The 22,401-nt window shown below is 61.6% G+C and carries 21 protein-coding genes; 17 read left to right on the forward strand and 4 right to left on the reverse strand.

The genetic code is table 11. The annotated features are described in order from the left end of the window. Positions 1-677 precede the first annotated feature (677 nt). Together speB and ACFVHU_RS14460 are read left to right on the forward strand one after the other, a co-directional pair. Complete coding sequence (gene speB, locus ACFVHU_RS14455; protein ID WP_332487687.1) at positions 678-1,664, forward strand: agmatinase; 987 nt, start codon at positions 678-680, stop codon at positions 1,662-1,664. Beyond that, positions 1,664-3,307: a thiamine pyrophosphate-binding protein gene (locus tag ACFVHU_RS14460; RefSeq protein WP_105657324.1), complete on the forward strand. Its 1,644-nt coding sequence runs from the start codon at positions 1,664-1,666 to the stop codon at positions 3,305-3,307. The genes speB and ACFVHU_RS14460 overlap by 1 nt, the downstream gene beginning before the upstream one ends. A gap of 382 nt (positions 3,308-3,689) precedes the next feature. Here the strand turns inward: ACFVHU_RS14460 and ACFVHU_RS14465 are convergent, their stop codons facing one another. After that, complete coding sequence (locus tag ACFVHU_RS14465) at positions 3,690-4,550, reverse strand: inositol monophosphatase family protein (protein WP_388024976.1); 861 nt, start codon at positions 4,548-4,550, stop codon at positions 3,690-3,692. 100 nt (positions 4,551-4,650) lie between these two features. On the opposite strand from ACFVHU_RS14465, the gene ACFVHU_RS14470 reads away from it, so the two are divergent. From ACFVHU_RS14470 to ACFVHU_RS14500, 7 genes are all read left to right on the forward strand, one after another. Further along, positions 4,651-5,157 (forward strand): MarR family winged helix-turn-helix transcriptional regulator, encoded by a 507-nt coding sequence (locus ACFVHU_RS14470; protein WP_388024978.1) that lies wholly within the window; start codon positions 4,651-4,653, stop codon positions 5,155-5,157. After that, positions 5,150-6,709 carry an MFS transporter gene (locus ACFVHU_RS14475; RefSeq protein WP_105657327.1) on the forward strand — a complete coding sequence of 520 codons (1,560 nt, stop codon included), beginning with the start codon at positions 5,150-5,152 and terminating at the stop codon, positions 6,707-6,709. Before ACFVHU_RS14470 ends, ACFVHU_RS14475 begins: the two co-directional genes overlap by 8 nt. A gap of 44 nt (positions 6,710-6,753) precedes the next feature. Continuing rightward, the gene (locus ACFVHU_RS14480; RefSeq protein WP_388024979.1) at positions 6,754-7,473 is read left to right on the forward strand and encodes a GntR family transcriptional regulator; all 720 of its coding nucleotides are present in this window, start codon (positions 6,754-6,756) and stop codon (positions 7,471-7,473) included. A gap of 133 nt (positions 7,474-7,606) precedes the next feature. Next, positions 7,607-8,752, forward strand: a complete 1,146-nt coding sequence (locus ACFVHU_RS14485) for a CaiB/BaiF CoA transferase family protein (protein WP_388024980.1) — start codon at positions 7,607-7,609, stop codon at positions 8,750-8,752. Between the two features lie 27 nt (positions 8,753-8,779). Beyond that, on the forward strand, positions 8,780-9,958 hold the full coding sequence (locus ACFVHU_RS14490; RefSeq protein ID WP_388024982.1) for an acyl-CoA dehydrogenase family protein: 1,179 nt from the start codon (positions 8,780-8,782) through the stop codon (positions 9,956-9,958). 35 nt (positions 9,959-9,993) lie between these two features. After that, positions 9,994-11,451, forward strand: coding sequence for an aldehyde dehydrogenase family protein (locus ACFVHU_RS14495; RefSeq protein WP_388024984.1), 1,458 nt, complete (start codon positions 9,994-9,996; stop codon positions 11,449-11,451). A 36-nt stretch (positions 11,452-11,487) separates the two neighbouring features. Next, positions 11,488-12,357, forward strand: a complete 870-nt coding sequence (locus ACFVHU_RS14500; protein ID WP_388024986.1) for a 3-hydroxyacyl-CoA dehydrogenase family protein — start codon at positions 11,488-11,490, stop codon at positions 12,355-12,357. Positions 12,358-12,429: 72 nt separating this feature from the next. Here ACFVHU_RS14500 and ACFVHU_RS14505 read toward each other — a convergent pair whose 3' ends face one another. Further along, positions 12,430-12,864, reverse strand: coding sequence for a pyridoxamine 5'-phosphate oxidase family protein (locus ACFVHU_RS14505; RefSeq protein ID WP_388024988.1), 435 nt, complete (start codon positions 12,862-12,864; stop codon positions 12,430-12,432). Positions 12,865-12,960: 96 nt separating this feature from the next. Between ACFVHU_RS14505 and ACFVHU_RS14510 the strand changes: the two genes are divergently transcribed. From ACFVHU_RS14510 to ACFVHU_RS14520, 3 genes are all read left to right on the forward strand, one after another. Beyond that, positions 12,961-14,046 (forward strand): App1 family protein, encoded by a 1,086-nt coding sequence (locus tag ACFVHU_RS14510; protein WP_105661617.1) that lies wholly within the window; start codon positions 12,961-12,963, stop codon positions 14,044-14,046. A gap of 2 nt (positions 14,047-14,048) precedes the next feature. Then, positions 14,049-14,516: an acyl-CoA thioesterase gene (locus ACFVHU_RS14515; RefSeq protein WP_388024990.1), complete on the forward strand. Its 468-nt coding sequence runs from the start codon at positions 14,049-14,051 to the stop codon at positions 14,514-14,516. 63 nt (positions 14,517-14,579) lie between these two features. After that, complete coding sequence (locus ACFVHU_RS14520) at positions 14,580-15,434, forward strand: siderophore-interacting protein (protein WP_105657336.1); 855 nt, start codon at positions 14,580-14,582, stop codon at positions 15,432-15,434. Positions 15,435-15,760: 326 nt separating this feature from the next. Here ACFVHU_RS14520 and ACFVHU_RS14525 read toward each other — a convergent pair whose 3' ends face one another. After that, the gene (locus ACFVHU_RS14525) at positions 15,761-16,606 is read right to left on the reverse strand and encodes a DNA-3-methyladenine glycosylase family protein (RefSeq protein ID WP_388024991.1); all 846 of its coding nucleotides are present in this window, start codon (positions 16,604-16,606) and stop codon (positions 15,761-15,763) included. Positions 16,607-16,610: 4 nt separating this feature from the next. Next, positions 16,611-17,204 carry a DNA-3-methyladenine glycosylase I gene (locus ACFVHU_RS14530; protein WP_388024993.1) on the reverse strand — a complete coding sequence of 198 codons (594 nt, stop codon included), beginning with the start codon at positions 17,202-17,204 and terminating at the stop codon, positions 16,611-16,613. 81 nt (positions 17,205-17,285) lie between these two features. Here ACFVHU_RS14530 and ACFVHU_RS14535 point away from each other — a divergent pair, with 81 nt between their 5' ends. From ACFVHU_RS14535 to ACFVHU_RS14555, 5 genes are all read left to right on the forward strand, one after another. Continuing rightward, positions 17,286-17,657, forward strand: coding sequence for an ArsR/SmtB family transcription factor (locus ACFVHU_RS14535; RefSeq protein ID WP_388024994.1), 372 nt, complete (start codon positions 17,286-17,288; stop codon positions 17,655-17,657). A gap of 2 nt (positions 17,658-17,659) precedes the next feature. Continuing rightward, a complete protein-coding gene (locus ACFVHU_RS14540) occupies positions 17,660-18,586 on the forward strand; it encodes a cation diffusion facilitator family transporter (RefSeq protein ID WP_105657340.1) in 927 nt (308 codons plus the stop codon). Positions 18,587-18,708: 122 nt separating this feature from the next. Then, positions 18,709-19,458 carry an ABC transporter ATP-binding protein gene (locus tag ACFVHU_RS14545; RefSeq protein WP_105657341.1) on the forward strand — a complete coding sequence of 250 codons (750 nt, stop codon included), beginning with the start codon at positions 18,709-18,711 and terminating at the stop codon, positions 19,456-19,458. A gap of 3 nt (positions 19,459-19,461) precedes the next feature. Next, positions 19,462-21,957 (forward strand): ABC transporter permease, encoded by a 2,496-nt coding sequence (locus ACFVHU_RS14550; RefSeq protein ID WP_388024997.1) that lies wholly within the window; start codon positions 19,462-19,464, stop codon positions 21,955-21,957. Between the two features lie 94 nt (positions 21,958-22,051). Then, on the forward strand, positions 22,052-22,396 hold the full coding sequence (locus tag ACFVHU_RS14555) for a DUF6176 family protein (RefSeq protein WP_105657343.1): 345 nt from the start codon (positions 22,052-22,054) through the stop codon (positions 22,394-22,396). Positions 22,397-22,401 lie beyond the last annotated feature (5 nt).

Here is a 22,401-nt window from a genome sequence, read left to right on the forward strand (position 1 = left end):
TCAAAACATCCAGCGCCAAGCACTTCCTGTGCCACGGTGATACAGTGGCGCAAGGAATTTCGGTGGATGCCCAATTCCCCAGAGGCATCTTCCCAATGGCCGCAATGGCGAAGGTAGGAAGTGACCGCCGAGAGCAGATCGGCGCGCGTACGCTGCGAGAGCCTTGACCCAAGTTTCTGCGCTGTCATCGAAGCCCGGGGTGCCGCAGTCATGGTCCCGAACGGGACAGTGTCCAGCGCTTGGCGCAGAGCAGGCGGGGGAATCGAATCGCTCGCACCCCATCGGGCTCGTTGCGGTTGCAGCCTGCGGTGCCGATGCCTCGTCATTGCCGCAACGGTCCTCGGGTTCGCGAAGAATCGACTTATGTTCGGCGCCGTCCTCGTAGTGAAGCTGGGACTCGCGTACCGCTGCCACGACGTCGGCGCTGCTGCGCGATGGATTAGAGGTGCTTGCCCAGCAGATTCGCAGCTTCGCCAGCTGAGCGCCCTGCTGCAGTTTCGGCCCATGCCGCAGCCCGTTACCGGGCTGCGGCATGGGCTATTTCTGCCTGGTTTTCCGGGCTGTGCGATAACTGAATCTTGACGTGACCCAGCAGACAAAATAGCATAATGGAAAACTGAAGTTTCATATTAGACAACTTGGACTTTCGTTCTTGGATGTCTGGGGAGGAAGTTGCGATGAAGGAAATCCGCATCGAGGAAAACGGGCATCTGGGACCCATTAATGCCGCGGTGATTCCACGCTATGCAGGTGGCGGCACCTACGCCCGGCTGCCGCGACTGGATCAGGTGGAGAAGGCCGACATCAAGATTGTTGGCGTGCCTTTCGACACCGGTGTCTCCTACCGGCCCGGCGCCCGCTTTGGCGCCAACCACGTGCGCGAATCCTCGCGCCTGATCCGCCCCTACAACCCAGCCACCGACACCTCGCCGTTTGCGCAGAGCCAGGTGGCTGACGCGGGGGACATGGCGGTCAACCCGTTCAACATCAACGAGGCTATTGAGACCATCGAGCACAACGCACTGGAGCTGACCAGTGACGGTTCCACCCTGGTCACCGTGGGCGGAGACCATACCATCGCGCTGCCATTGCTGCGTGCCGCCTCGCAACGAGCCGGTGCTCCGGTAGCGATGCTGCACTTCGACGCGCACCTGGACACCTGGGACACCTACTTCGGTGCCGAATACACCCACGGCACCCCGTTCCGCCGTGCGGTCGAGGAGGGAATCCTGGATACCGAGGCGATCTGTCACGTCGGCACCCGCGGTCCGCTCTATGGCAAGAAGGACCTGGAAGACGACCAGCGCTTCGGCTTCGGGATCGTCACCAGCTCGGATGTCTACTACCAGGGCGTCCGCGAAATCGTGCACAAGCTGCGCGACCGCATCGGCAACCGCCCGCTGTACATCTCGGTGGACATCGACGTGCTGGACCCAGCCCACGCCCCGGGTACCGGAACCCCGGAGGCCGGCGGCATCACCAGCCGTGAACTGCTTGAAATCCTGCGCGGTTTGCGCGGGTTGAACATCATCGGCGCGGATATTGTCGAAGTCGCCCCCGCCTACGACCATGCAGAGCTGACCGGCGTGGCCGCCTCGCATGTCACCTATGATTTGATCAGCCTGATCAGCGACTTCCGCGCCAGCAAGGGGATGAATAGCTAATGAACGAGCAACCGCAACGCAACGGCGGCGATCTGGTCATCGAGACCCTCACCGCGCTCGGTGCCAAGACCGTATTCGGGATCCCCGGGCAGCACGCCCTGGGACTCTTCGACGCCCTCTCGCGCTCAAGCTTGGAGTTCATCTCCTCACGCGTGGAGAACAACTCCGCCTTCGCCGCCGATGGCTACTCCCGCGCTACCGGGGAAGTGGGCGTGCTGTTCCTCTCCACCGGCCCGGGCGCGCTGACCTCGCTAGCGGGTCTGCAGGAGGCCTACGCCACCGGCGTGCCCATGGTCGTGGTGGCCAGCCAGATTCCGCTGGACGGCCTGGGAGCCCGCCGCAAGGGCATGCTGCATCAGCTCGATGACCAGAAGGCCTCGGCCGCCAACGTCACCAAGTTCCAGCAGACCGTGCATCATGCATCGGGCATCCCCTCGGCGATCCAGGACGCGTGGGCCCGGGCCATTACCGTGCCGATGGGGCCGGTGTGGGTTGAGGTGCCGCAGGATGTCCTGCTCGCCCCGGTGATGGTGCCACCGGTACAGGATGCCCTGGCCGAAGCCTACGAGCATCCCCCGCGCGAAGAGCTGATTCGCGAAGCCATGCGCTGGCTGGCCGAAGCCAAGCGCCCGGCCATCATCGCCGGCGGCGGTGTGCGCCGGGCCGGGGCGCAGGCTGAATTGCTGGCCGTAGCCGAAAAACTGCAGGCCCCGGTGCTGTGCAGCCCCGGCGGCAACGGAGCCTTTGGCTGGAACCATGAGCTGTCCTTGCAGTCGTGGGCGGAAGACCGCTATGTCTCGGACGTCATGGAAGATGCCGACGTGCTGGTGGTGATCGGTTCGGCCCTGGGCGAGGTCACCAGCAACTACTTCACGCTCGAACCCCGCGGCAAGATGATCCAGATTGATGCCGAGCCGCGCGTGCTCGAGTCCAACACCCCGGCCCTGGGTATCCGCGCCGATGCTCGTGAAGCCTTGAAATTCCTGGACGAAGAAATGCGCGAGACAGGCTTCAAGGCCCAGGCATCATGGCACGGAAGCACCCCGCAACAGGTGGTGGCCCAGACCCTGGCAAAGGTGCAGGCGCGCCTGGATGCCCAGGACCTTGGCAAGGAACGGAAGTTCATGGCGGATATACGCGCCGCAGTCCCGGCAGGCATGCAGACCTTCTGGGATATGACCATCGCTGCCTACTGGGGCTGGAGCTGCTGGGACGCCAAGGAGGGCGAATTCCATTCCGCGCAGGGTGCAGGCGGCCTAGGCTTCGGCTTCCCCGCCGCGATCGGTGGCGCCATCGGCTCCAAGCAGCGCGTGCTGGCAGTCAGCGGCGACGGTTCATCGATGTACTCCATTGCCGAACTGGCCACCGCCAAGCAGCACCATGCACCGGTCACCTGGTTGATCGTTGACGACGGGGGATATGGCATCCTGCGCGAATACATGGAGGGAGCCTTCGGAAAAGCCACCGCCACCGAACTGGCCCGGCCGGACTTCGTGGCCCTTGCGCATTCCTTTGGCATCCCCGCCCAAGCGGTCGATCCCGAAGGCATCGGCTCTGCGCTCGCCGACGCCTTGGAAGCAGATGGCCCCAATGTCATTGTGGTCCGGACCCTGCTGAAGATGTTTGCGCCTACCCACCTGTAAAGCGCCCGAACGCACGCACGGCCTCGGACCTGTTGCTCCCACGAGCGATGGATCCGGGGCCGTTGCGATTAGTGGATGAGGAAAAAGTGCGGGTCAGTGGGTGAAATGGAACACCACACCGAAAAGCACTGTCGAGATGCCCAAGCTAATGCCGATGAGCAGTGGCTCCCAATCCAGGGATTGAGCTGCCAACATCACTGCGAAGGAAGCGAAAAGCAGAATTGCTCCGATTCCTCCCAGGATCACACCTCCGCCTCCATGGTGCCGCGCGGCGGAATGCGCGGTCCGTTGAAATCGTGGTTCCATGCCGCCATGGTACGTCCGAAAGCCGCCAAAGCCGAGGGGCAGGGCCAACTACTTCGATATTGTCAGATTTGTTGGCTCAGCGGCCCGTGCGCAGCTGATGGATCCGCTCGGCAGCGGTTGCCAAGGAAGGATAATCGGCGCCGGGCCCTTGCGCGATGAAACCGTGGCAGTAGTGGTCGGCGAGTCCTGCCTGTCCGTAGGACAAGCCGCGGAACGTGCCCTGGGCCATGCGCACCAGATGCGCTCCGGCAGCCACATCCCACACCTTGGTATCGAACCCGATGGTGGCGTCGCACCAGCCTGCGGCAACATGGGCTAAGGCCAGCGCCGCGCAGACCTTGCGGCGTACCGTGGCGAAGTCCTGGATCCACTGGCCAAAGAGTTCCAAGGACAGATCCCCGTCCTTGAGCATGGATTCTGCTCCCGGGTAATCCGTCATCAGGTTGGCGCGGGACTGCTCGGGACGGGCACTGGGCTCAAGGACCTGCCCGTTGAGGAACGCGGCAGTCGAATTGGCGCTGAATTCATCACCAGAAACCGGATCGAGGATTGCGGCGGCCACCAGTTCTCCGTCGATGGCTGCGGCAATCGAGATGCAGAAGAATGCCACGCCGTGGACGAAGTTGCTGGTGCCGTCAATCGGATCGACAATCCACTGCACCTTCCCGGCGGCCTGCCGTCCTTGATCGCCAGAGACCTGCTCTTCGCCGAGAACCCAGGAATCCGGGTGGGCCGATAGCAGTGAGGCAGTGATGAGCCGCTGGCTCTGCAGGTCGATGTCGGTGACCAGATCATGGGTGTTGGTTTTATGCTCGGCTACCACGTTGCCGCGGAAGGAAGCGCGCAGCAGCTCGGCGGACTGGCGAGCTGCCTTCAGCGCGGAAAGACGTAATTCTTCGGCGTATTGCGTGCTGGCTTGGACTCGCTGATCATTCACAACACCAGCTTACCGCCGTGGCAACAGGCAAAAACGTTGACTGGAGCAACGATTCGAACTTACATTGGTGGAAACACAATAGATAGGCAGCCGATAGATCGTGGACAAGTCTCCAGATAACCCTTCGGATTCTGAACTCAAAATCCTGCTCGACGAGTTGGCCCGCAGTTCCAGGATCCTTCGCGTGTTTTCGCATATGGATCAGACTGACCCCGAGGTATCCAACGCCTCCCATCACGTGCTCAAGACGTTGAAAACCCGTGAACCCACGCATGCTGCCGACCTTGCGCAGTCCTTGGGGATCGGCACCGCGGCGATGAGCCGGCATTTGGCGGAACTGGAGCAAATGGGCCTGGTAGCCAAGCAGCCCAGCAAGATCGACGCCCGCCGCCACGTGCTCTGGGTGACCGAGGCGGGTTGCGAGCGGCTTGAATTCCGCGACCGCTTGCGCCTGGAGCGAATGCGGGATGTCCTTCCGGACTGGGATGCCGAGCGCTTGGCCAGCGTCGCGCACGCGCTGAGCGAATTGAACGCGACGATGATCCGCGGCATCCAAACCCAACGGACCGAGCAGTTCGGCAATGCGGAGAATTCCGACCTTGGATAAGAGCATGCCGGAAAAGGAACGTCCCACTGACCTCACCGAGGCAGCGGCAGACCAGCCGCAGATGAATCAACGCGAGGTGCTCAAATCCATCGCTGGCGTCCTGGCATCCTTCTTCGCTGCCATGCTGGCGGCGACCATTGTGTCTATTGCGCTGCCGACCATCATGGATGTCCTGGGCGGCTCGCAAACCGACTTCAACTGGGTTTTGAGCACCACGCTGCTGGCTAATGCCGCCACCACTCCCATCTGGGGGAAAATGGCGGATCTCTTCGACAAGAAGAAGCTGCTGCAAGCCGGAATTCTGGTGTTCGTGCTCGGCTCGTTGCTGGCCGGGCTCGCCTGGTCCATACCCGTTCTGCTGTTCGCCCGGGTCATCCAGGGCATCGGCATGGGCGGGCTGACCGCCATGGGCATGGCAGTCATCGGCACGGTCATCCCGCCACGGGAACGTGGACGCTATTCGGGATATTTCGGTGCCGTCATGGCTGTATCTACCGCAGCAGGACCGCTGCTCGGCGGATTCATCGTGGACTCGCCCCTGGGCTGGCGCTGGTGCTTCTTCTTCGGCATCCCGATCAGCCTGCTCTCCATGCTCTTGATCCACCGGACCCTGCACCTGAAGCACCTCAAGCGTCCGGTGCATATCGATTGGGTCGGCGCGGTCCTGTTGACCACCGCCGTCTCGATCCTGCTGATCTGGGTCTCCTATGTAGGCAAAGCCGACTATTTCGGCTGGAATTCGTGGCAGACCTACACGATGGTCTCGATGTTCCTATTGCTGGTTGCCGCGTTGCTGCTTGTTGAATCACGGGTTCGTGAACCGATCATTCCGCTGAAGATCATTTGCACCCGAACAACCTCGCTGGCGATTCTCGCCTCGATCTCGATTGGCGTGGGGATGTTCGGCACCGGCGCATTCATCGGCCAGTACTTCCAGATCGCCCGCGAAGCGACACCGACCATGGCCGGCCTCATGACCTTGCCAATGATCGCGGGCAACTACTTCGGGTCCGTCTTCTCCGGGCAGATGATTACCCGCTTCGGCCGTTGGAAGATCTACCTGCTCATCGGTTCGGTCCTGAACATCGCCGGACTCGGCCTGCTCGGGCTGATGCGCCAGGATACCGAATACTGGCTCTTGGCCTGCGGCATGTTCCTCAACGGCGTGGGCATGGGATTCATGCTGCAGAACTTGGTGCTCTCGGTGCAGAACACGGTGAAAGTTACCGATATCGGGGCGGCAAGTTCTTCGGTGGCGTTTTTCCGTTCTGTAGGCGGCTCAGCAGGTGTGGCGGTGCTCGGCGCGCTGCTTTCGCGCAATGTGGCAGATCTTATTACCGAATCATTAGCGGCCAAGGGGCAGCTGTCCTCAGCCCCGGCCACCGGGGATTCCTTGAATCTTTCCGGGATGCCAGATGCGTTACGGCAGGTGGTGGAATCGGCGTATGGCGAGGCGACAGGGATCGTCTTCATCGTCTCGGCGGCCGTAGCCGTGGTTGCCTTCTTCTGCGTATTGCTCATCAAGGAAGTGCCATTGCGCAAGACGATCTAGTACCTGGCCTTGCCGCCGGGTCGAATCAGGATAAGCTTCAGACCATGAGTAGCATGCAACCGATTAAGCCGAAGGTATCTCTTACCGAGCAGGTGACCACGATGATCCGTGCCGCCATCGTTGCCGGTGAGATGGCTCCGGGGGAGCACTACTCGGCCATTGGCATCTCGGAAAAGCTCGGCGTCTCGCGAACTCCGGTGCGCGAGGCCTTGCAGCTGCTGGAAAAAGAGGGAATCGTTACCGTGGCGAAAAACCGCGGGGTGCGCGTCAACCAGATTTCATTGGAGGACATTGTCGAAGTCTTCCAGCTGCGTTTGGCTATCGAGCCTCCAGCTGCCGCACGTGGCGTGCGGAACGCGACCGAGGCTGATATCAACCAGCTGAAGTCGTTGCACCAGCGAATGCTCGCAATCGGCGAAACCGGTGATGGCCGGGCGACGCTGGAAGCGGACAAGGAATTCCACCTGTGCCTTCTGGGGCTGGCCGGAAATGCGAAACTCGACAGCGTGGTGGGGGAGCTGCGCAACCTTGTCCTGGCCCACGGGCAGACCACCGTGCCCTTCGCCCGCTCCAGCCAGGACCTGGCCGGGGACCGCGAGGAGATCATGGAGGCGATTCTGGCTAAAGACCCCGACGCCGCCGCGCTGGCCGTTCGGGGCCACGTCATGCGCACCGCGCAGATGCTGATCCGCTCGGTGTGTTCGCGGACCCCGGGACTGGACGCAAAACCGTTCCTGGAGCGGCTGGACGCCTTGATTTCCTAGGGCATTCCGCGCCCCCTGCAGACCCGAGCAGCGAAACATCCTGAAAATCCTTGCCAAGGGTGATCCGGGCAACATAGAGTTGCATGCAACATGTAACTAAGCAATTCTGTGCGGATTGAAGGTGTGGAAGCAAATGAGCCAACCGCTTGAAGGGGTCAAGGTCATCGACCTCTCGCGCATCTTGGCCGGGCCGCTGTGCTCCATGACCCTGGCCGACTTCGGGGCCGAAGTTCTCAAGGTGGAGAACGCTGCTGGCGATGAGACCCGCAGCTGGAAGCCTCCGGTCAATGCCCAAGGCATCAGCACCTACTACTGGTCGGTGAACCGCAACAAGCAGGCAGTAGTCGCCGACTTCGCGGACGCGACCCAGTTGCAGGCCCTGCGCGGATTGATCCGCGACGCTGACGTGCTGGTGGAGAATTTCCGCCCCGGCGTCCTGGCCAAATTCGGGCTGGACTACGAGAGCCTGCGCGAGCTGAACCCGGCACTGGTCTATTGCTCCATCTCGGGCTTCGGCGAAAAGCAGGGTGCAACCTTGCCCGGCTTCGACCTGCTGGTGCAGGCAGTGGGCGGACTGATGAGCATCACTGGAGAACCAGACGGGCCTCCGAGCAAGGCCGGCGTTGCCCTGGTGGACGTATTGGCGGCGCAGAATGCGGTTGCCGGCATCCTGCTGGCCATGCGCGAACGCGATGCCAGCGGTATCGGCCAGCGGGTGACCGTCAACTTGCTCGGCTCGCTGCTGGCCGGACTGACCAACCAGTCCAGCAGCACGCTGGCTACCGGAAATTCCCCGGAACGCATGGGCAACGCGCACCCGAGCATTGCCCCCTATGAAACCTTCGCGGCCAACGGCGGCGTCGTGGCCATCGCCGTGGGCAATGACCGCCAGTTCGCTGCCTTGGCCAAGCACCTTGGCCAGCCGGACCTAGCCCAGGATCCGCGCTTCAGCAGCAATAGCGCACGGGTGGCCCACCGCGAAGAACTCAAGGCAATCATCGAAGCGGCCACCGCCTCGGCCACTGCCGCGCACTGGGCGAATGCGCTGATGTCCGCGGGAGTGCCCGCCGGAAAGGTCAACTCCATTGCCGAGGCCATCGACTTCGCCAAGGAACTTGGCCTGGATCCCGTCGCGCTGATCACCGATCCGGACACCGGGGAAGCGACCGAGCAGATCGCCAGCCCCATCGGGCTCTCGCGCACCGGCGCCCAATATCGCACCATCCCGCCGGCCCACGGGGAGCACCAAGCGCTTCTGGGCACCCTGGCAAATAGCTAATCGAAAGAACTTTCAAGGAGACTTAATATGAGCACCGCAGAACGCCTTCTGGATCCGGCCGACCTGATCAATTTCGATTCGCTGCTCTCGGCGGGGGAACTGGCCCTGCGCGATACCGTGCGCGGTTTCGTCAACGAGAACATCAAGCCGAATATCGCCAAGTGGTACAACGACGCAGTCTTCCCGCTGGAGATCGTTCCGGAGATGGCCAAGCTGGGCCTGCTGGGCATGCACCTGGAAGGCTACGGCTGCGCCGGCCGCTCGGCCGTGGAATACGGCATTGCCGGCGCCGAGCTGGAAGCCGGCGATTCGGGGCTGCGCACCTTCGTTTCGGTCCAGGGATCGTTGGCCATGAGCGCCATCTACAAGCACGGCTCCGAGGAGCAGAAGCAGCAATGGCTGCCCAAGATGGCCGCCGGCGAAGCCATTGGCTGCTTTGGCCTGACCGAACCAACGGCAGGTTCCGACCCGTCGAGCATGAAGACCTTCGCCCGCCGCGACGGCGATGACTGGGTGATCAACGGTTCCAAGCGCTGGATCGGGCTGGCCAATGTGGCGCAAGTGGCGGTGATCTGGGCACAGACCGATGAGGGCATCCGCGGCTTCGTCGTGCCGACCAGCACCCCGGGCTTCACCGCCACCCCGATCGAGCAGAAGCTGTCCATGCGCGCCTCCATCCAGTGCGAAATCGATCTGGTCGATGTGCGCCTGCCCGGTTCGGCGGTATTGCCGAATGCCAAGGGCCTGAAGGGGCCGTTCTCCTGCCTGAACGAAGCCCGCTACGGCATCTTGTGGGGTTCCATGGGGGCCGCCCGCGATTCATTCGAAGTGGCATTGGCCTACTCGCAGGAACGCCTGCAGTTCGACAAGCCGCTGGCCGGATACCAGATGACCCAGCAGAAGCTGGTGGACATGGCCCTGGAAATCAACAAGGGCTTCCTGCTGGCCCTGCACATCGGCCGGTTGAAGGATGCCGGGAATTTGGACCTGCACATGATCTCGGTAGGGAAGCTGAATAACTGCCGTGAAGCCATCGCGATCTGCCGCGAAGCACGCACCATCCTGGGAGGCAACGGCATCACGCTGGATTACTCGCCATTGCGCCACGCCAACAACCTGGAATCGGTGCGCACCTACGAGGGCACCGACGAGGTGCACACGCTGATCCTGGGCAACAAGCTCACCGGCGTGCCGGCCTTCCGCTAAGCCGCGAAGCCAAGGAAGACGGGAGAACCAAGCAAATGAACCTTTCCACAACACTTGCCACCCTGGAGCACTGCATCAATGGCGCATGGGTGCCTGGCGAAGGCCGCCGCATCGATTCGAAGGCGGCCGCCGACGACTCCATCGTGCTCGCGGAGGGCACCGCGGCCAGCGTGGACCAGGTGGACGCCGCTTTCGGCGCCGCCCACCGGGCCAAGAAATCCTGGGCGTCCACTCCGATGGCCGCCCGCGGGGCGATTCTGGCCAAGGCCGCCGGATACCTGAAGGAGCATGCGGAGGACTTCGGAGCGGAACTGGCCGCCGAAGAGGGCAAGACCAGAGCCGAGGGAATCGGCGAGGTGCTGCGGGCCGCACAGATCCTGGCCTACTATTCCGGCGAAGCGGAGCGCGCTGCCGGCACCGTCTTCCAATCCCCGCGCGCCGGGGAACAGATTCTGGTTACCCACAAGCCGCTGGGGGTGATCGGGGTGATCACCCCGTTCAACTTCCCGATCGGGATTCCGGCTTGGAAGATCGCCCCGGCGCTGGTTTTCGGCAATACCGTGGTGTTCAAGCCGGCCAGCCTGGTGCCGTTGCTGGCCATGCGCTTTGTGCAGGCCCTGGAGCACGGAGGGCTGCCCGCTGGCGTACTGAACCTGGTCATCGGCCCGGGCGCGCTGGGTGATGCTTTCATCGCCAATGAGCATTTGGACGGGCTGACCTTTACCGGTTCCACCGGCGTCGGGCGCAAACTCTGCGCGGCAGGTGCGGCCCGGGGGATTCCGGTGCAGGCCGAAATGGGCGGCAAGAATGCTTCGGTAGTGCTGGCCGACGCAAACCTGGACCTGGCCAGCGAGCAGGTGCTTTTCGGGGCCTTCCGCTCCACCGGCCAGAAGTGCACGGCCACCAGCCGGCTGATCCTCGACGAGTCCATCGCCGACGCATTCTTGGCCAAGCTCGCCGAAAGGCTGGAGCAGTGGGTGACCGGGGACCCGCTGGACCCGTCAGTGCATATGGGCCCGCTGGTGGATGCCAAAGCGGCGAACTCGGCGGCACAGGGGATCGACCGGTCGCTGGCACAGGGCGCAACACTGCGCTATCGCGGGCTGGCCCCGGAAACCGGCAGCTTCCTGGCACCAACCATTCTGGAACTTCCGGAGGGGGAAGCCGGACGAGCCAACTGCGCATGGCAGGAAGAATTCTTCGCGCCCATCGTGTCCGTCCGCCGAGTCATCGGATGGAAGGAAGCTTTCGAGGCTGCAGAAGACTCGGAATACGGTTTGAGCCTGGCCTTGTTCACTTCGAATCTTGAGCTGGCCCTGGAAGCGCAACAAACTCTCGACGTGGGTATTCTGCATGTAAATTCGGAGTCAGCAGGCGCTGACCCGCACGTGCCTTTTGGCGGTGCGAAAGCTTCGGGCTACGGACCGAAGGAACAGGGGGCAGCAGCTCGCGAGTTCTACACGCACACCACGACGACCTACCTGCGCGGCTAAAAGGCGCAGGGCAGGACTGCAAAGAAAGAATGGTCAATGAGGATTGAACGTATTTTGGTGATCGGTGCCGGCACCATGGGCCGCCAGATCGCGATGAGCTGCGCGCTGGGCGGCTACGCCACCGTGCTGCAGGATATCTCTGCCGACGCGTTGGGCGCAGCACGCACCGAGCTGGAATCCTGGGCTGCCAGCCGCGTGGCCAAAGGCAAACTCGACCAGCCCACGGCAGCTGCGGCGCTGGGGCGCTTGAGCCAGAACACCGATTTGAACCAAGCTGCTTCCGCAGCCGATTTGGTGATCGAGGCGGCTGTGGAGCGCCTGGACATCAAGGAGCAGATCTTCGCCCGACTGGGCGAGCATGCACCGGCCCACGCCATCCTGGCGACGAACTCCTCGACGCTGCCCTCCTCGAAGCTGGCCCAGGCCAGCGGCCGTCCAGCGCACGTGTGCAATATGCACTTCTTCAACCCCGCATTGGTCATGAAGTGCGTTGAAATAGTCCGCCATGAGCAGACCAGCGATGCCACGATCCAGGCTGTCACCGAGGTAGCCAACCAGCTGGGGAAGAACCCGGTGCTGGTGAACAAGGAGATTCCGGGTTTCATTGCCAACCGCATGATGGGTGCGATCAACGCCGAGGCGCTGAACCTGGCTCACCAGGGAATCGCCAGCATCGAGGATATCGATACCACTGCGAAGACCGCTTTGGGCCACCCCATGGGTCCGTTCGAGCTGATGGACATGGTGGGCCTTGATGTTATCGATTTCATCGCGCAGGCGACCTACGCCGAGACCGGTGACGAGGCCGACCAGCCGCACCCGATGATCACCGAAAAGGTGGCTGCGGGCAAGCTCGGACGCAAGAGCGGAGAAGGGTTCTACCCTTATTCCCAGGCATCGGCTTAAAGCTGGAAACGCCGCTGCCAGCCCGATCGCCATTGGGCAGGCAGCGGCGTTTGCCGTGCAGATCGCAGAGAACTATTCAGCGACCTCTGGTTGCTCGCCGAGCTCGAAGTGGCGCCCGGAGACCGAATCAATGTCGACCCGAATCCAGAAATCCTTCTGGGTGGGGATCCAGGGAGTGACGCCGCTTTCGCGGGCCTCCTTGATATCGGCCTCATGCTCCAATACTTCGGCGCTGCCGTGCACGACAACGGACCAAGCTTCATCGGAAAGGATGCCGTCGACCTCGAAAGCGATCTTTTCATTGATCGCCATGGCCGCAAGCTTATTACCGGGCGAGGTGCGCAAGAACAGCTTCCCGTTGTGCACCGCGTAATTCACCGGAACAATATCGATCAACCCTGCAACCGAAGTTGCTACGCGTCCGTGGGAGCTGTGCGAGAGCAGCTGCCACGATTGGTCCTCATCCAATACCAGGACCGGACTATTGAGCTCGTGTTCGAATTTCATAGCACCAGCTTTCTACTCTTTGTAGAAAAAGGCAAGGGCTCGAGACACAAGTTGTCGTTTTCCCGTGCTTGGCGGTCGACATGAAAGACTGGGGCTATGAGTCATATTTCGGCTGATGGCGATGCCCGGCATGTAGCTTCGCGAATGGAAGACGGAGTGCATCGTTGGCGTGCACGGCGCGCCCTGGCCAACGGCCACCAAGCGGTAATCCTTCCCTATGTGGGATATGGCTCTACCGGACCGAGCGGCGGCTGGATTCGCGTCTTCGCCCGCGTTGTCCTGGCCAAGCCCGGCGCCTTTGAAGACGGGCAGCACCAAGCCCAGGTCATTGCCGATGGCATTCGCGGTTTCCGCAATTTCATTTCCCCGATCCTTCCCGGCGGCAAGGTCAGCATTGACGTTGGCGACCAGCGCTTCGAGGTCCAGGCTGACCGTGGCGGCGTGATCGATGTGAAGCTGGTAGTCGACCTGCCCGCGGGCTGGAATGAGATCCGGCTTCATGCCCACAACGGCGATGCCGCGCAGGCGAAGATTCTCGTTATCGACCAGGCGCAGAAGTTCGGGGTGATCAGCGACGTGGATGACACCGTCGTGGTCACCGCACTGCCGCGCCCCATGCTGGCGGCGTGGAACTCCTTTGTGCTCTCCGAGCATGCCCGCGTGGCGACCCCCGGGATGGCGGTAATGCTCCAGAAGGTGCTGCTCGAGCATCCAGGAGCTCCGACCATCTACCTTTCCACCGGCGCATGGAATGTCGCGCAGACCCTGCAGCGCTTCATCTCGCGCAACCTGTACCCGAAGGGGCCGTTGCTGCTCACCGACTGGGGGCCAACAGACCGTTCCTGGTTCCGCAGCGGAATGCAGCACAAGGTTGACCAGCTGCGCCGCCTGGCCGAAGAATTCCCGCACATTTCATGGGTGCTCATCGGCGATGACGGCCAGCATGATCCGGCCATTTATGCGGAGTTCGCGCGCCGCTACCCCGAATTGGTCAGGGCTATTGTGATCCGCCAGCTGACCCCTTCGGAAGCGGTGCTAGCCGGCGGACGTTCGCATGAGCTGCGCCGAACCACCCCCGGGGTGCGTTGGGTCTACGAGCCGGACGGAGCCCGGATCCTTCGGGAGCTGGCCAAGTTGGGGATCGTGGGCAATGACGGCGCGAACCTGCTGAAGGAAGATTAGCCATGGAAGAAAGCATTCTGCGGGTGCAGGTCCCTATGCGCTGGGGCGACATGGATGCTTATGGCCATGTCAATAACGTCAATCTGATCCGATTGATGGAAGAAGCCCGAATCGCCGGCTTTGGCGTGCCCGGTGGCACCGGCGCGCCAGGCTCGCAGCCGCAGGCCGAGATCTTCTCTGCAGTGCCTGCCGGAACCCAGATCCTCGTTGTCGAGCATCGGGTGCGGTATTCCCGCCCGTTGGAATACCGCAACGTGCCGGTCAATGTCGATCTCTGGGTTGCCAATATCAAGCCTGCCAGCTTTGATATCTGCTACGAGTTCCGTGACCCGGTGGAGGACTATTTGTGCGTCAAGGCCTCCACTACGTTGGCCTATTTCGACCCGGTGTCCTCGCGGGTGCAGCGTTTGAGCCCCGGAGAACGCGCTGGGCTCAGTGCATATGAAGGCCCTCCGACCTTCCCGAAGTAACCACTTGCGCTCCCGTCAATTAGGATTGATCTATCTACCCTTATTAAGACAGGAAGTGATTTTGTGTCCCAGCCAGCTGGTGATCGCCCGCAAACTGGAGGCCGACCTGCGCGCCCCCAGGTCCTCCTGCAGGTCCTCAAGCGCGAGAATATCGCACCTCATTTGGTGCGGCTCACCCTTGGCGGTCCAGGCATCTGCGATTTCGCAGACAAGCCGGTGACCGACCGCTATGTGAAGTTCCTGTTCGCGAAGCCGGAACTGGGCCTTGAATTGCCTTATGACATGGAAGCGCTGCGTGAGCGGCTGGCTCCCGAGGATCTGCCGGTTCGCCGTACCTATACCGTGCGCCGCAGCGATATGCAGGCGGGAACCATCGAGGTCGATTTCGTGGTCCATGGCGATGAGGGCCTAGCAGGTCCTTGGGCTCGTGACGCGCAGATCGGCTCATCGATCTGCTTCTCGGGCCCGGGCGGAATGTTTGTCCCCAAGGATGAATTCGATTTCCACTTCTTTGCCGGAGATGAAACTGCCATTCCCGCCATTGCGGCCTCCTTGGAGTCCATGGCCCCGCAGATGCGGGGCCTGGTGGTCATCGAAGTTGCCGACGAGGCTGACGAAATGCAATTGCAGGCGCCGGCTGGCGTGGAAATTCGCTGGATTCACCGCGGTGCCGAATTCTCCCCTGAAACCACGATCCTGGAGTCCGTGGTCCGGGGGATTCCATGGCCCGAGGGCCGGGTGCAGGTCTTTGCCCACGGTGAGCGCGAAGTCATGAAGAAGCTGCGCGCATACTTCTATGACGAGCATGGCGTGGACCGCCGCGACATGTCGCTATCTGCCTACTGGGCCTTTGGCCGTGCAGAAGATGCATTCCAGGCCGAGAAGCGTACGGAAGTTGGCAAGATCTTCGCCGACTAGTCTTTTGGCGCGGACAAAATCAAGCAAGTTAGAGCGACCTAAGAAATAAATCGAAAAATTACGCAAACAGGGCTTGACGTTATTACTGGTTTTTAGGATATGCTTATTCCAGAGCTTCTCCCGTGTGTGGTCGGGAGAAGCGTCAAGCTTGTCCGATATTTATCGGCTAGTTCGCTGCTTGCCGGGGCTGCTCACCTCGAAGCAGCGAGCGGCGTAGCCGGCTTGAATAAGGGGAATGGAGAATCGGCTGACTTGCTCAGTCGGTCGATTCGTCGAAAAGGGAGCTTATCAGGATTGCACACCTTGATAAGCTCCCTTTCTCGTTGCTACAGCTTGGCGGCGTCAAAGGACCACAGCAGCAACGTGGCCAGGTAGCCCGCACCCTTCGGTGGACGCGCCACAGTGACGCCGCGATCGTGAAGCTTGCTCATGGCTCGGCGAACTACTAGATCCGACTCCAGGAAGATCTCTGGATCCCGCAAACCCCGCAGGGCAAGGTAATTGCGCGTCCATGGCCCCACGCCGCGCAGCCCTTGGAGCTGCTCCAGGAATGCCGGCACGTCTCCGAGCAAGAACTTTCCACTGTGCTCGAACCATTCGGCTACCGCGTGCAGCGCCGTTGCCCGCGGCAACGGGCAGCGAATGATTGCACGCAATTCCCCAGGCGTGCAGGCGGCCGTTGAGGCCGCTGTGGGGAAAGCCCGAAGGCCCGAGCCATGCTGCTGGCCCAATGCGCCGACGTAGCGCCCGCCGAGGGTCCGTGCCGCCGCCAAGGATACCTGCTGTCCAATGATCGTGGTGGCCAGGGCCTCGAAAATATCCGGGTAGCTGATGAGCCGCAAGGAGGGGTAAGCCATCGCGAGCGGCTGGTAGCAAGGAAGGGCCTGGAGCGCTTCATAAGCAGCTGTGGTGTCTTGCTGCAGTCCAAGCCAATGGTTGATGATCTCCGTGAGGCGCGCAATGGATTCAGTCGGGGCGTCGTGGGTGAGCGATACGCCTGCAGGATCCAGGCTCAATGAAACTTCAACCAGGTTCCCGTCCAGCTGCAGGACGCGGTGCAGCTGGGCCGCAGCGGCATCCAGCCGCTCCTGGGCAGGCAGCGAATGCAATTCCAGGACTGCCAGTGCGTGGCCGACGTCCAGAATTCCCGTTGCCGGTAGGCGCAGTTCCATGACCTCAGGCCCAAATGCCGGAAGTGCCGCGGCGGTGCGATCCGACCAGATGGGTATCGACCATGCCGATGGCTTCCATCAACGCGTACATGGTGGTCGGGCCCACGAACTTGAAACCCCGCTTCTTCAGCGCCTTGGCCAGTTCCTTGGACTCGGGGCTTTGCGTGGGTACTTCAGCGAAATTACGCGGAGCCGGGGTCTGTTCCGGCTTGAAGGACCACACGAAATCCGAGAGGCCGCCCTCTTCGCGCAGCATCAGGGTCGCTTCTGCGTTGGCGATCGTTGCGCGGATCTTGAGCCTATTGCGCACGATCCCGGCGTCTTCCATCAGGCGATTGAAATCGTCCTCGGTAAACAACGCGACCTTCTCGGGATTGAAGTGCTCGAAAGCGCGGCGGAACGACTCGCGCTTGGAGAGGATGATGGCCCAGGACAGGCCTGACTGGAAGCACTCAAGGCTCAGCCGCTCGAAAAGTCCCTCTTCGGAGGTGATCGGCATGCCCCATTCGGCGTCGTAGTACGTGCGGAGCATGTCATTCGAGGCGGCCCAGCGAGGGCGCGCCAATCCGTCTTCGCCAACGATGAGATCTTCAGTCATATTTTCATCTTGCCATCCATCGCGATGCGCAGTTGGCCATGCAACGTTCCGTTTCGCGGCAAAGTCACCTATCATCGTTATATGGCGATAATAGAGTCAGATATCGATGCATCGGAAATCCGCAGCGGCAAGCTCCAGTTCGCTGCGCTCTTCCACGCGCTCGCTGACCCGACGCGGCTGCTGATTCTGGACCATCTGCGCACCGGGGAGCATAAGGTCAGGGAACTGACCGAGCATTTGGGCCTTGCCCAAAGCACGGTCAGCGCGCATCTGTCCTGCCTGAAGGACACCGGCCTGGTGCACGTCCGAAGCCAGGGCCGGGCCAGCATCTACTCGCTGGGCCAGAGCGAAGCACTTGACGCATTGACCGCTGCCGCCTCGGCGCTTCTGCCGCAAGAGGCATCCCATCACCATTGGGAAGAAGCGCACAGCATGGATCCGAAGAAAGGCTGAACTTGGGACACGATCACTCTCACGGGCACTCCCATGATCATTCCGGAGCAAACCGAACCCGCCTGGCCTGGGCCTTCGCCATCACCGCTACAATCCTCGTCGCCGAGGTTGTTGGCGCTATCGTCACCAACTCGCTGGCCTTGCTGGTCGACGCAGCGCATATGCTGACCGATACCCTGGGGCTGTTGCTGGCTCTGACCGCTGCCAACCTGATCATGCGCAAGCCGACGACCAAGCGCACCTGGGGATTCCGCCGCGCAGAAGTCCTCTCCGCCACCTTCCAATCGGCATTGCTGCTGGCTGTGGGCATCTATGCGGCCATCGACGCCGTGCGGCGGCTCTTCACCCCTGCAGAAGTCCAACCGGAGGGACTGCTGGCCTTCGGCATCATCGGCCTATTGGGCAACGTCATCTCCATGTGGATCATTTCCGCGGGACGCAATAGCAACCTGAATATGCGTGCGGCTTTCCTGGAAGTAGTCAACGACGCGTTGGGCTCGGTTGCCGTCATCATCGCCGCGCTGGTTATCACCTACACCGGCTGGATGGGCGCCGATTCCGTGGCAGCCCTGGTGATCAGCGCCCTGATCGTTCCCCGGGCCATGAAATTGCTGGGGGAAACCACCCACATCCTGCTCGAATCCACGCCTAGGGGCCTGGACCTGCTCGGGGTCAAAGCGCATTTGGAGGCATTGCCCGGGGTGATCGCGGTGCACGATCTGCACGCCAGCCAGATTGCCTCCAACCTTCCGGTGCTCACCGCCCATGTGGTGGTCGAGGACTCGATGTTCTCCGCTGGGGTAGCCGGTGGGCTGCTGCGGGATTTGCAGCAGTGCGTGGCAGATCATTTCACCGTGAGCGTTGAGCACTCGACCTTCCAGATTGAGCCGGCATCGCACCAGGAAACCGAACGCGAACATGGCTGCTAATCGGTAACCTGCGGGGGCAGAGCGTCCGCGAATTTGCTCATACCTTGGTATGACGCACCCCCGGGAAACTAGGTCCTGATGGTGGATGCGGGTTTGGCTAGGCGCTTTGTAGTATTTCTAATATGACTTCTGAGACTCTGCCAAAAACCGAAAATGCGGTCGCTGCCCGCGGCTTGACCAAGACCTACGGGCATGACAGCACCCGGGTTGAGGCCCTTCGCGACGTAAACGTTTCCTTCGAACGATCCCGCTTCACCGCCATCATGGGCCCATCGGGCTCCGGAAAATCCACGCTGATGCACTGCCTGGCAGGACTTGATACCGCCGACTCCGGCGAAATCATCATCGGCGGCAAGAACCTGCTGGAGCTGAGCGATGACCAGCTGACCGAGATGCGCCGCGAGCAGATCGGCTTTGTCTTCCAGTCTTTCAACCTCGTGCCAACCATCACCGCCAAGGACAACATCCTGCTGCCATTGTCGCTGGCCGGCAAGAAGCACGATCGCGACTGGTTCAACACCGTCATCCAGGCGCTCGGCCTGGGCGACCGCCTGAACCACAAACCGCATGAACTTTCCGGCGGCCAGCAGCAACGTGTCGCGGTAGCCCGAGCACTGCTCACCCGGCCGGAAGTGGTCTTCGGCGATGAGCCAACCGGCAACCTCGATTCGCGTACCGGCGCCGAAGTGCTGTCCTTGATGCGCACGTCCACCCGTGAAATGGGCCAGACCATCATCATGGTCACCCACGACCCGGTGGCCGCGTCCTATGCAGACAATGTCTTGCTGATGAAGGACGGCACAATTGTCGGATCCATCCAGGAGCCAACCGTGGCTACCGTAACCGAGGCCCTGGCCTCCTTGGCGGAGTAAGCAATGCTGCACGTAGCACTTTCGAATATCAAGACCTATGCACGTCGATATATCGCCGTCATCCTGGCTGTGGCCATCGGCACCGCCTTTCTTGCCGCAACGCTTTCGGTGAACTCATCCACCCAGGCGACACTGAAGAACTCGCTCGGAGACGCCTACAAGAACGCCGATCTGGTGGCCTACCCCGATTGGGACCTGGTTCCCGGCGCCGAGGAGTTGACCGAGCTGAGCCTCAAGGACATCGCAGATGTCCGGAACCTGCCTGAAGTTTCCACCGCCTATGGCCTGGCCTACGCCGATGGCCTGCTGCGCACGGCGGACAACAGCTACGGCGTGTCCGCACAGCCAGTAGATCCCGACCAGGGGCTGGGTGGCATGGAATTGATTGAGGGCCGGGCGCCCCAAGGTTCCAACGAAATCATTATCGATGCTTCCCACGCCAAGGAAATGGGCGTGTCCATCGGGGACGTCGTGGCTCTGGAAAATGGCGCGATCTCGCCGGCGAACTACAACATCGTGGGCATCCAGCGCTCGACCACCAACCCGCGGACCTCGGCCTACGCCTTGGCCGGCATGAGCGAGAAAGCGTGGCAGCACTTTTCCGGCGGGCAAGCCCTGATCACCGAAATCGTGGTCAATGGCGACGGCTCTGACGAGGCCTTGAAGGCAGAGCTGGAAAAGCTGTTTGCCGGCAAGAAGATGGCTGACATGGCGGTGGTGACCGCCGATGAGAAGGTCTTGAACGAAGTCGCCCAGTTCACCGGCGGCACCGACCAGCTCAGCGTGATCCTGCTGGTCTTCGCACTGATTGCGCTGGTGGTCACCGGGCTGGTTGTGGTCAATACCTTTGCCGTAGTCATTGCCCAGCGCACCCGCGAACTGGCACTGCTGCGCATCCTGGGCGCCAAGCGCAAGCAGATTCGAAGCTCGGTGCTCATCGAAGCACTGCTCATTGGCATTCTTGCCTCGATTCTCGGTGTCTTGCTAGCCGTCGCACTGATGGCGGGCCTGATCCAGCTGCTGCACGTGATGGTGCCGGAGATGTCCTATGCGGCGTTGGCCCTGACCCCGCAGGGATTGGCCATCCCAATTCTTGTCGGCGTGCTGATGACTGTGGTCGCCGCGAGCCTGCCGGCTCGACGGGCGATGAAGCTCGCACCGCTTGCGGCCTTGCGCCCCTTCGACGCTGCCAGCGTGAAGAACCGTGCCGGCAAGGCCCGGATCATCTTCGGATCACTGTTCGTGGTGGCCGGCGCAGGCTTGCTGGCCTACGGCGCGATCCAGGGGAATCTGGTAGTCGCCTTCCTGGGCGGCCTGGCTTCCTTCCCGGGGATCCTGATGCTGGCTTCGCTGTTCGTGCCGAGCAGCGTTTCCGGGATCGGCAAGGCCATGGCTGGCAAATCGACGGCGGGAAAGCTCGCGTCCCTGAACGCGGTGCGCAACCCGGGCCGAACCACCGCGACGGCAACGGCACTGCTGATCGGCGTGACCTTGGTGTCCATGATCATGGTCGGCGGCCAGACCGCCAAGGCCAGCTTGAACAACGCTGTGGCCGCAGAATTCCCGGTCGACATGATGGTCTCCTTCTATGACCGCCAAGTTTCAGGCGCCGAGACCAAGAGCATGCTTGAGCAAATCAACGGCGTGGACGGGATTACCGCCAGCTCCAGCTTCACCTCCGGATATGCGGATGTGGACATGGGAACCGATGAAATGTTCAACGCCGAGATCATGTCCGTTGATCCCACGAGCTTCGCTGACGTTGCACTGGACCCGAATATCGTGCCGGCAGATGGCGAGATCGTCTATGTGCTGGGTAGTCCCGAGAATGCGACGGTGGAAGTTGGCGGGGAAACGCTGGCAGTGAAGAATTCCGAGGCCATGCTCTCAGGAAATATCGTCACCGAGCAGACTTTCAGCAAGCTGGAAATCGATGAAGCCAATCAGTACTCGGGGATCCTGATCAAGGTGGATTCCGACGTCAACGCAGCGGGCGTCAACGAACTGGTCACCAAGGTTTCTGCCATCACCGGCGTTGAATCATCAATGATCAATGGCGGTGTGGTGATGAAGTCGATGTTCTCCCAGATTATTGACGTGCTGCTGATGATTGTCTCTGCCTTGCTGGCAGTGGCCGTGCTGATCGCCCTGATCGGTGTAGCCAACACGCTCAGCCTCTCGATCCTGGAACGCACCCGGGAGAATTCCCTGCTTCGTGCCCTGGGCCTGAAGAAGAAGCAGCTGCGCGGCATGCTGGCGACCGAAGCGGTACTGATTGGCGGCGTCGCAGCCTTGCTCGGCTTGGTGCTGGGTGTGGCCTACGGCCTGCTTGGAGCCCGCTCGGCACTCGCGTCCATGGGAACGATGACCTACGAGATCCCATGGTGGCAGCTCGCACTGGTCCTGCTGATCAGCATCGTGGCAGCGCTCTTGGCATCGGTGACTCCGGGCCGCCGCGCCGCAAAGTTGTCGCCGGTTGAAGGATTGGCCGTCGAATAGCCGGTAGCCAGCCAAAGACAGTGGTCCTGAAAGCCGAGGCTTTCAGGGCCACTGTCTTTTCCGCAGGTGCGGCTCAAGCCCATAGGCTGTAGACATGAAAATTGAACTCACTCGATTCCGAGTTCTGCCAGGCAAATCAGCGCTAGCTGATGAATGGCTGGAATTCCTGAACAGCAATATGCCCGCGGTGCTTGAAACCCTGGAAGGCGAAAAGATGTACGTGGAGACGATCTTCAGCGAAACCCTGGATGGCGTCGACTACCTCTACTGGTACAGCATCCAAGGCGAGGGCGGTGCCGCGGTGCAGGACTCTGCACATGAAATCGACAAGGTGCACCTCAGGTATTGGAAGCAGTGCATCGATCCAGGCTTCGCACCCCAAGAGCTGTCCCCGCGGGTGGTCATGATCCCTGAACGCGTGCAGCGCAGCATGGTCTAGAGGCG

This window comes from Glutamicibacter sp. NPDC127525, assembly GCF_042672105.1.
GTDB lineage: Bacteria > Actinomycetota > Actinomycetes > Actinomycetales > Micrococcaceae > Glutamicibacter.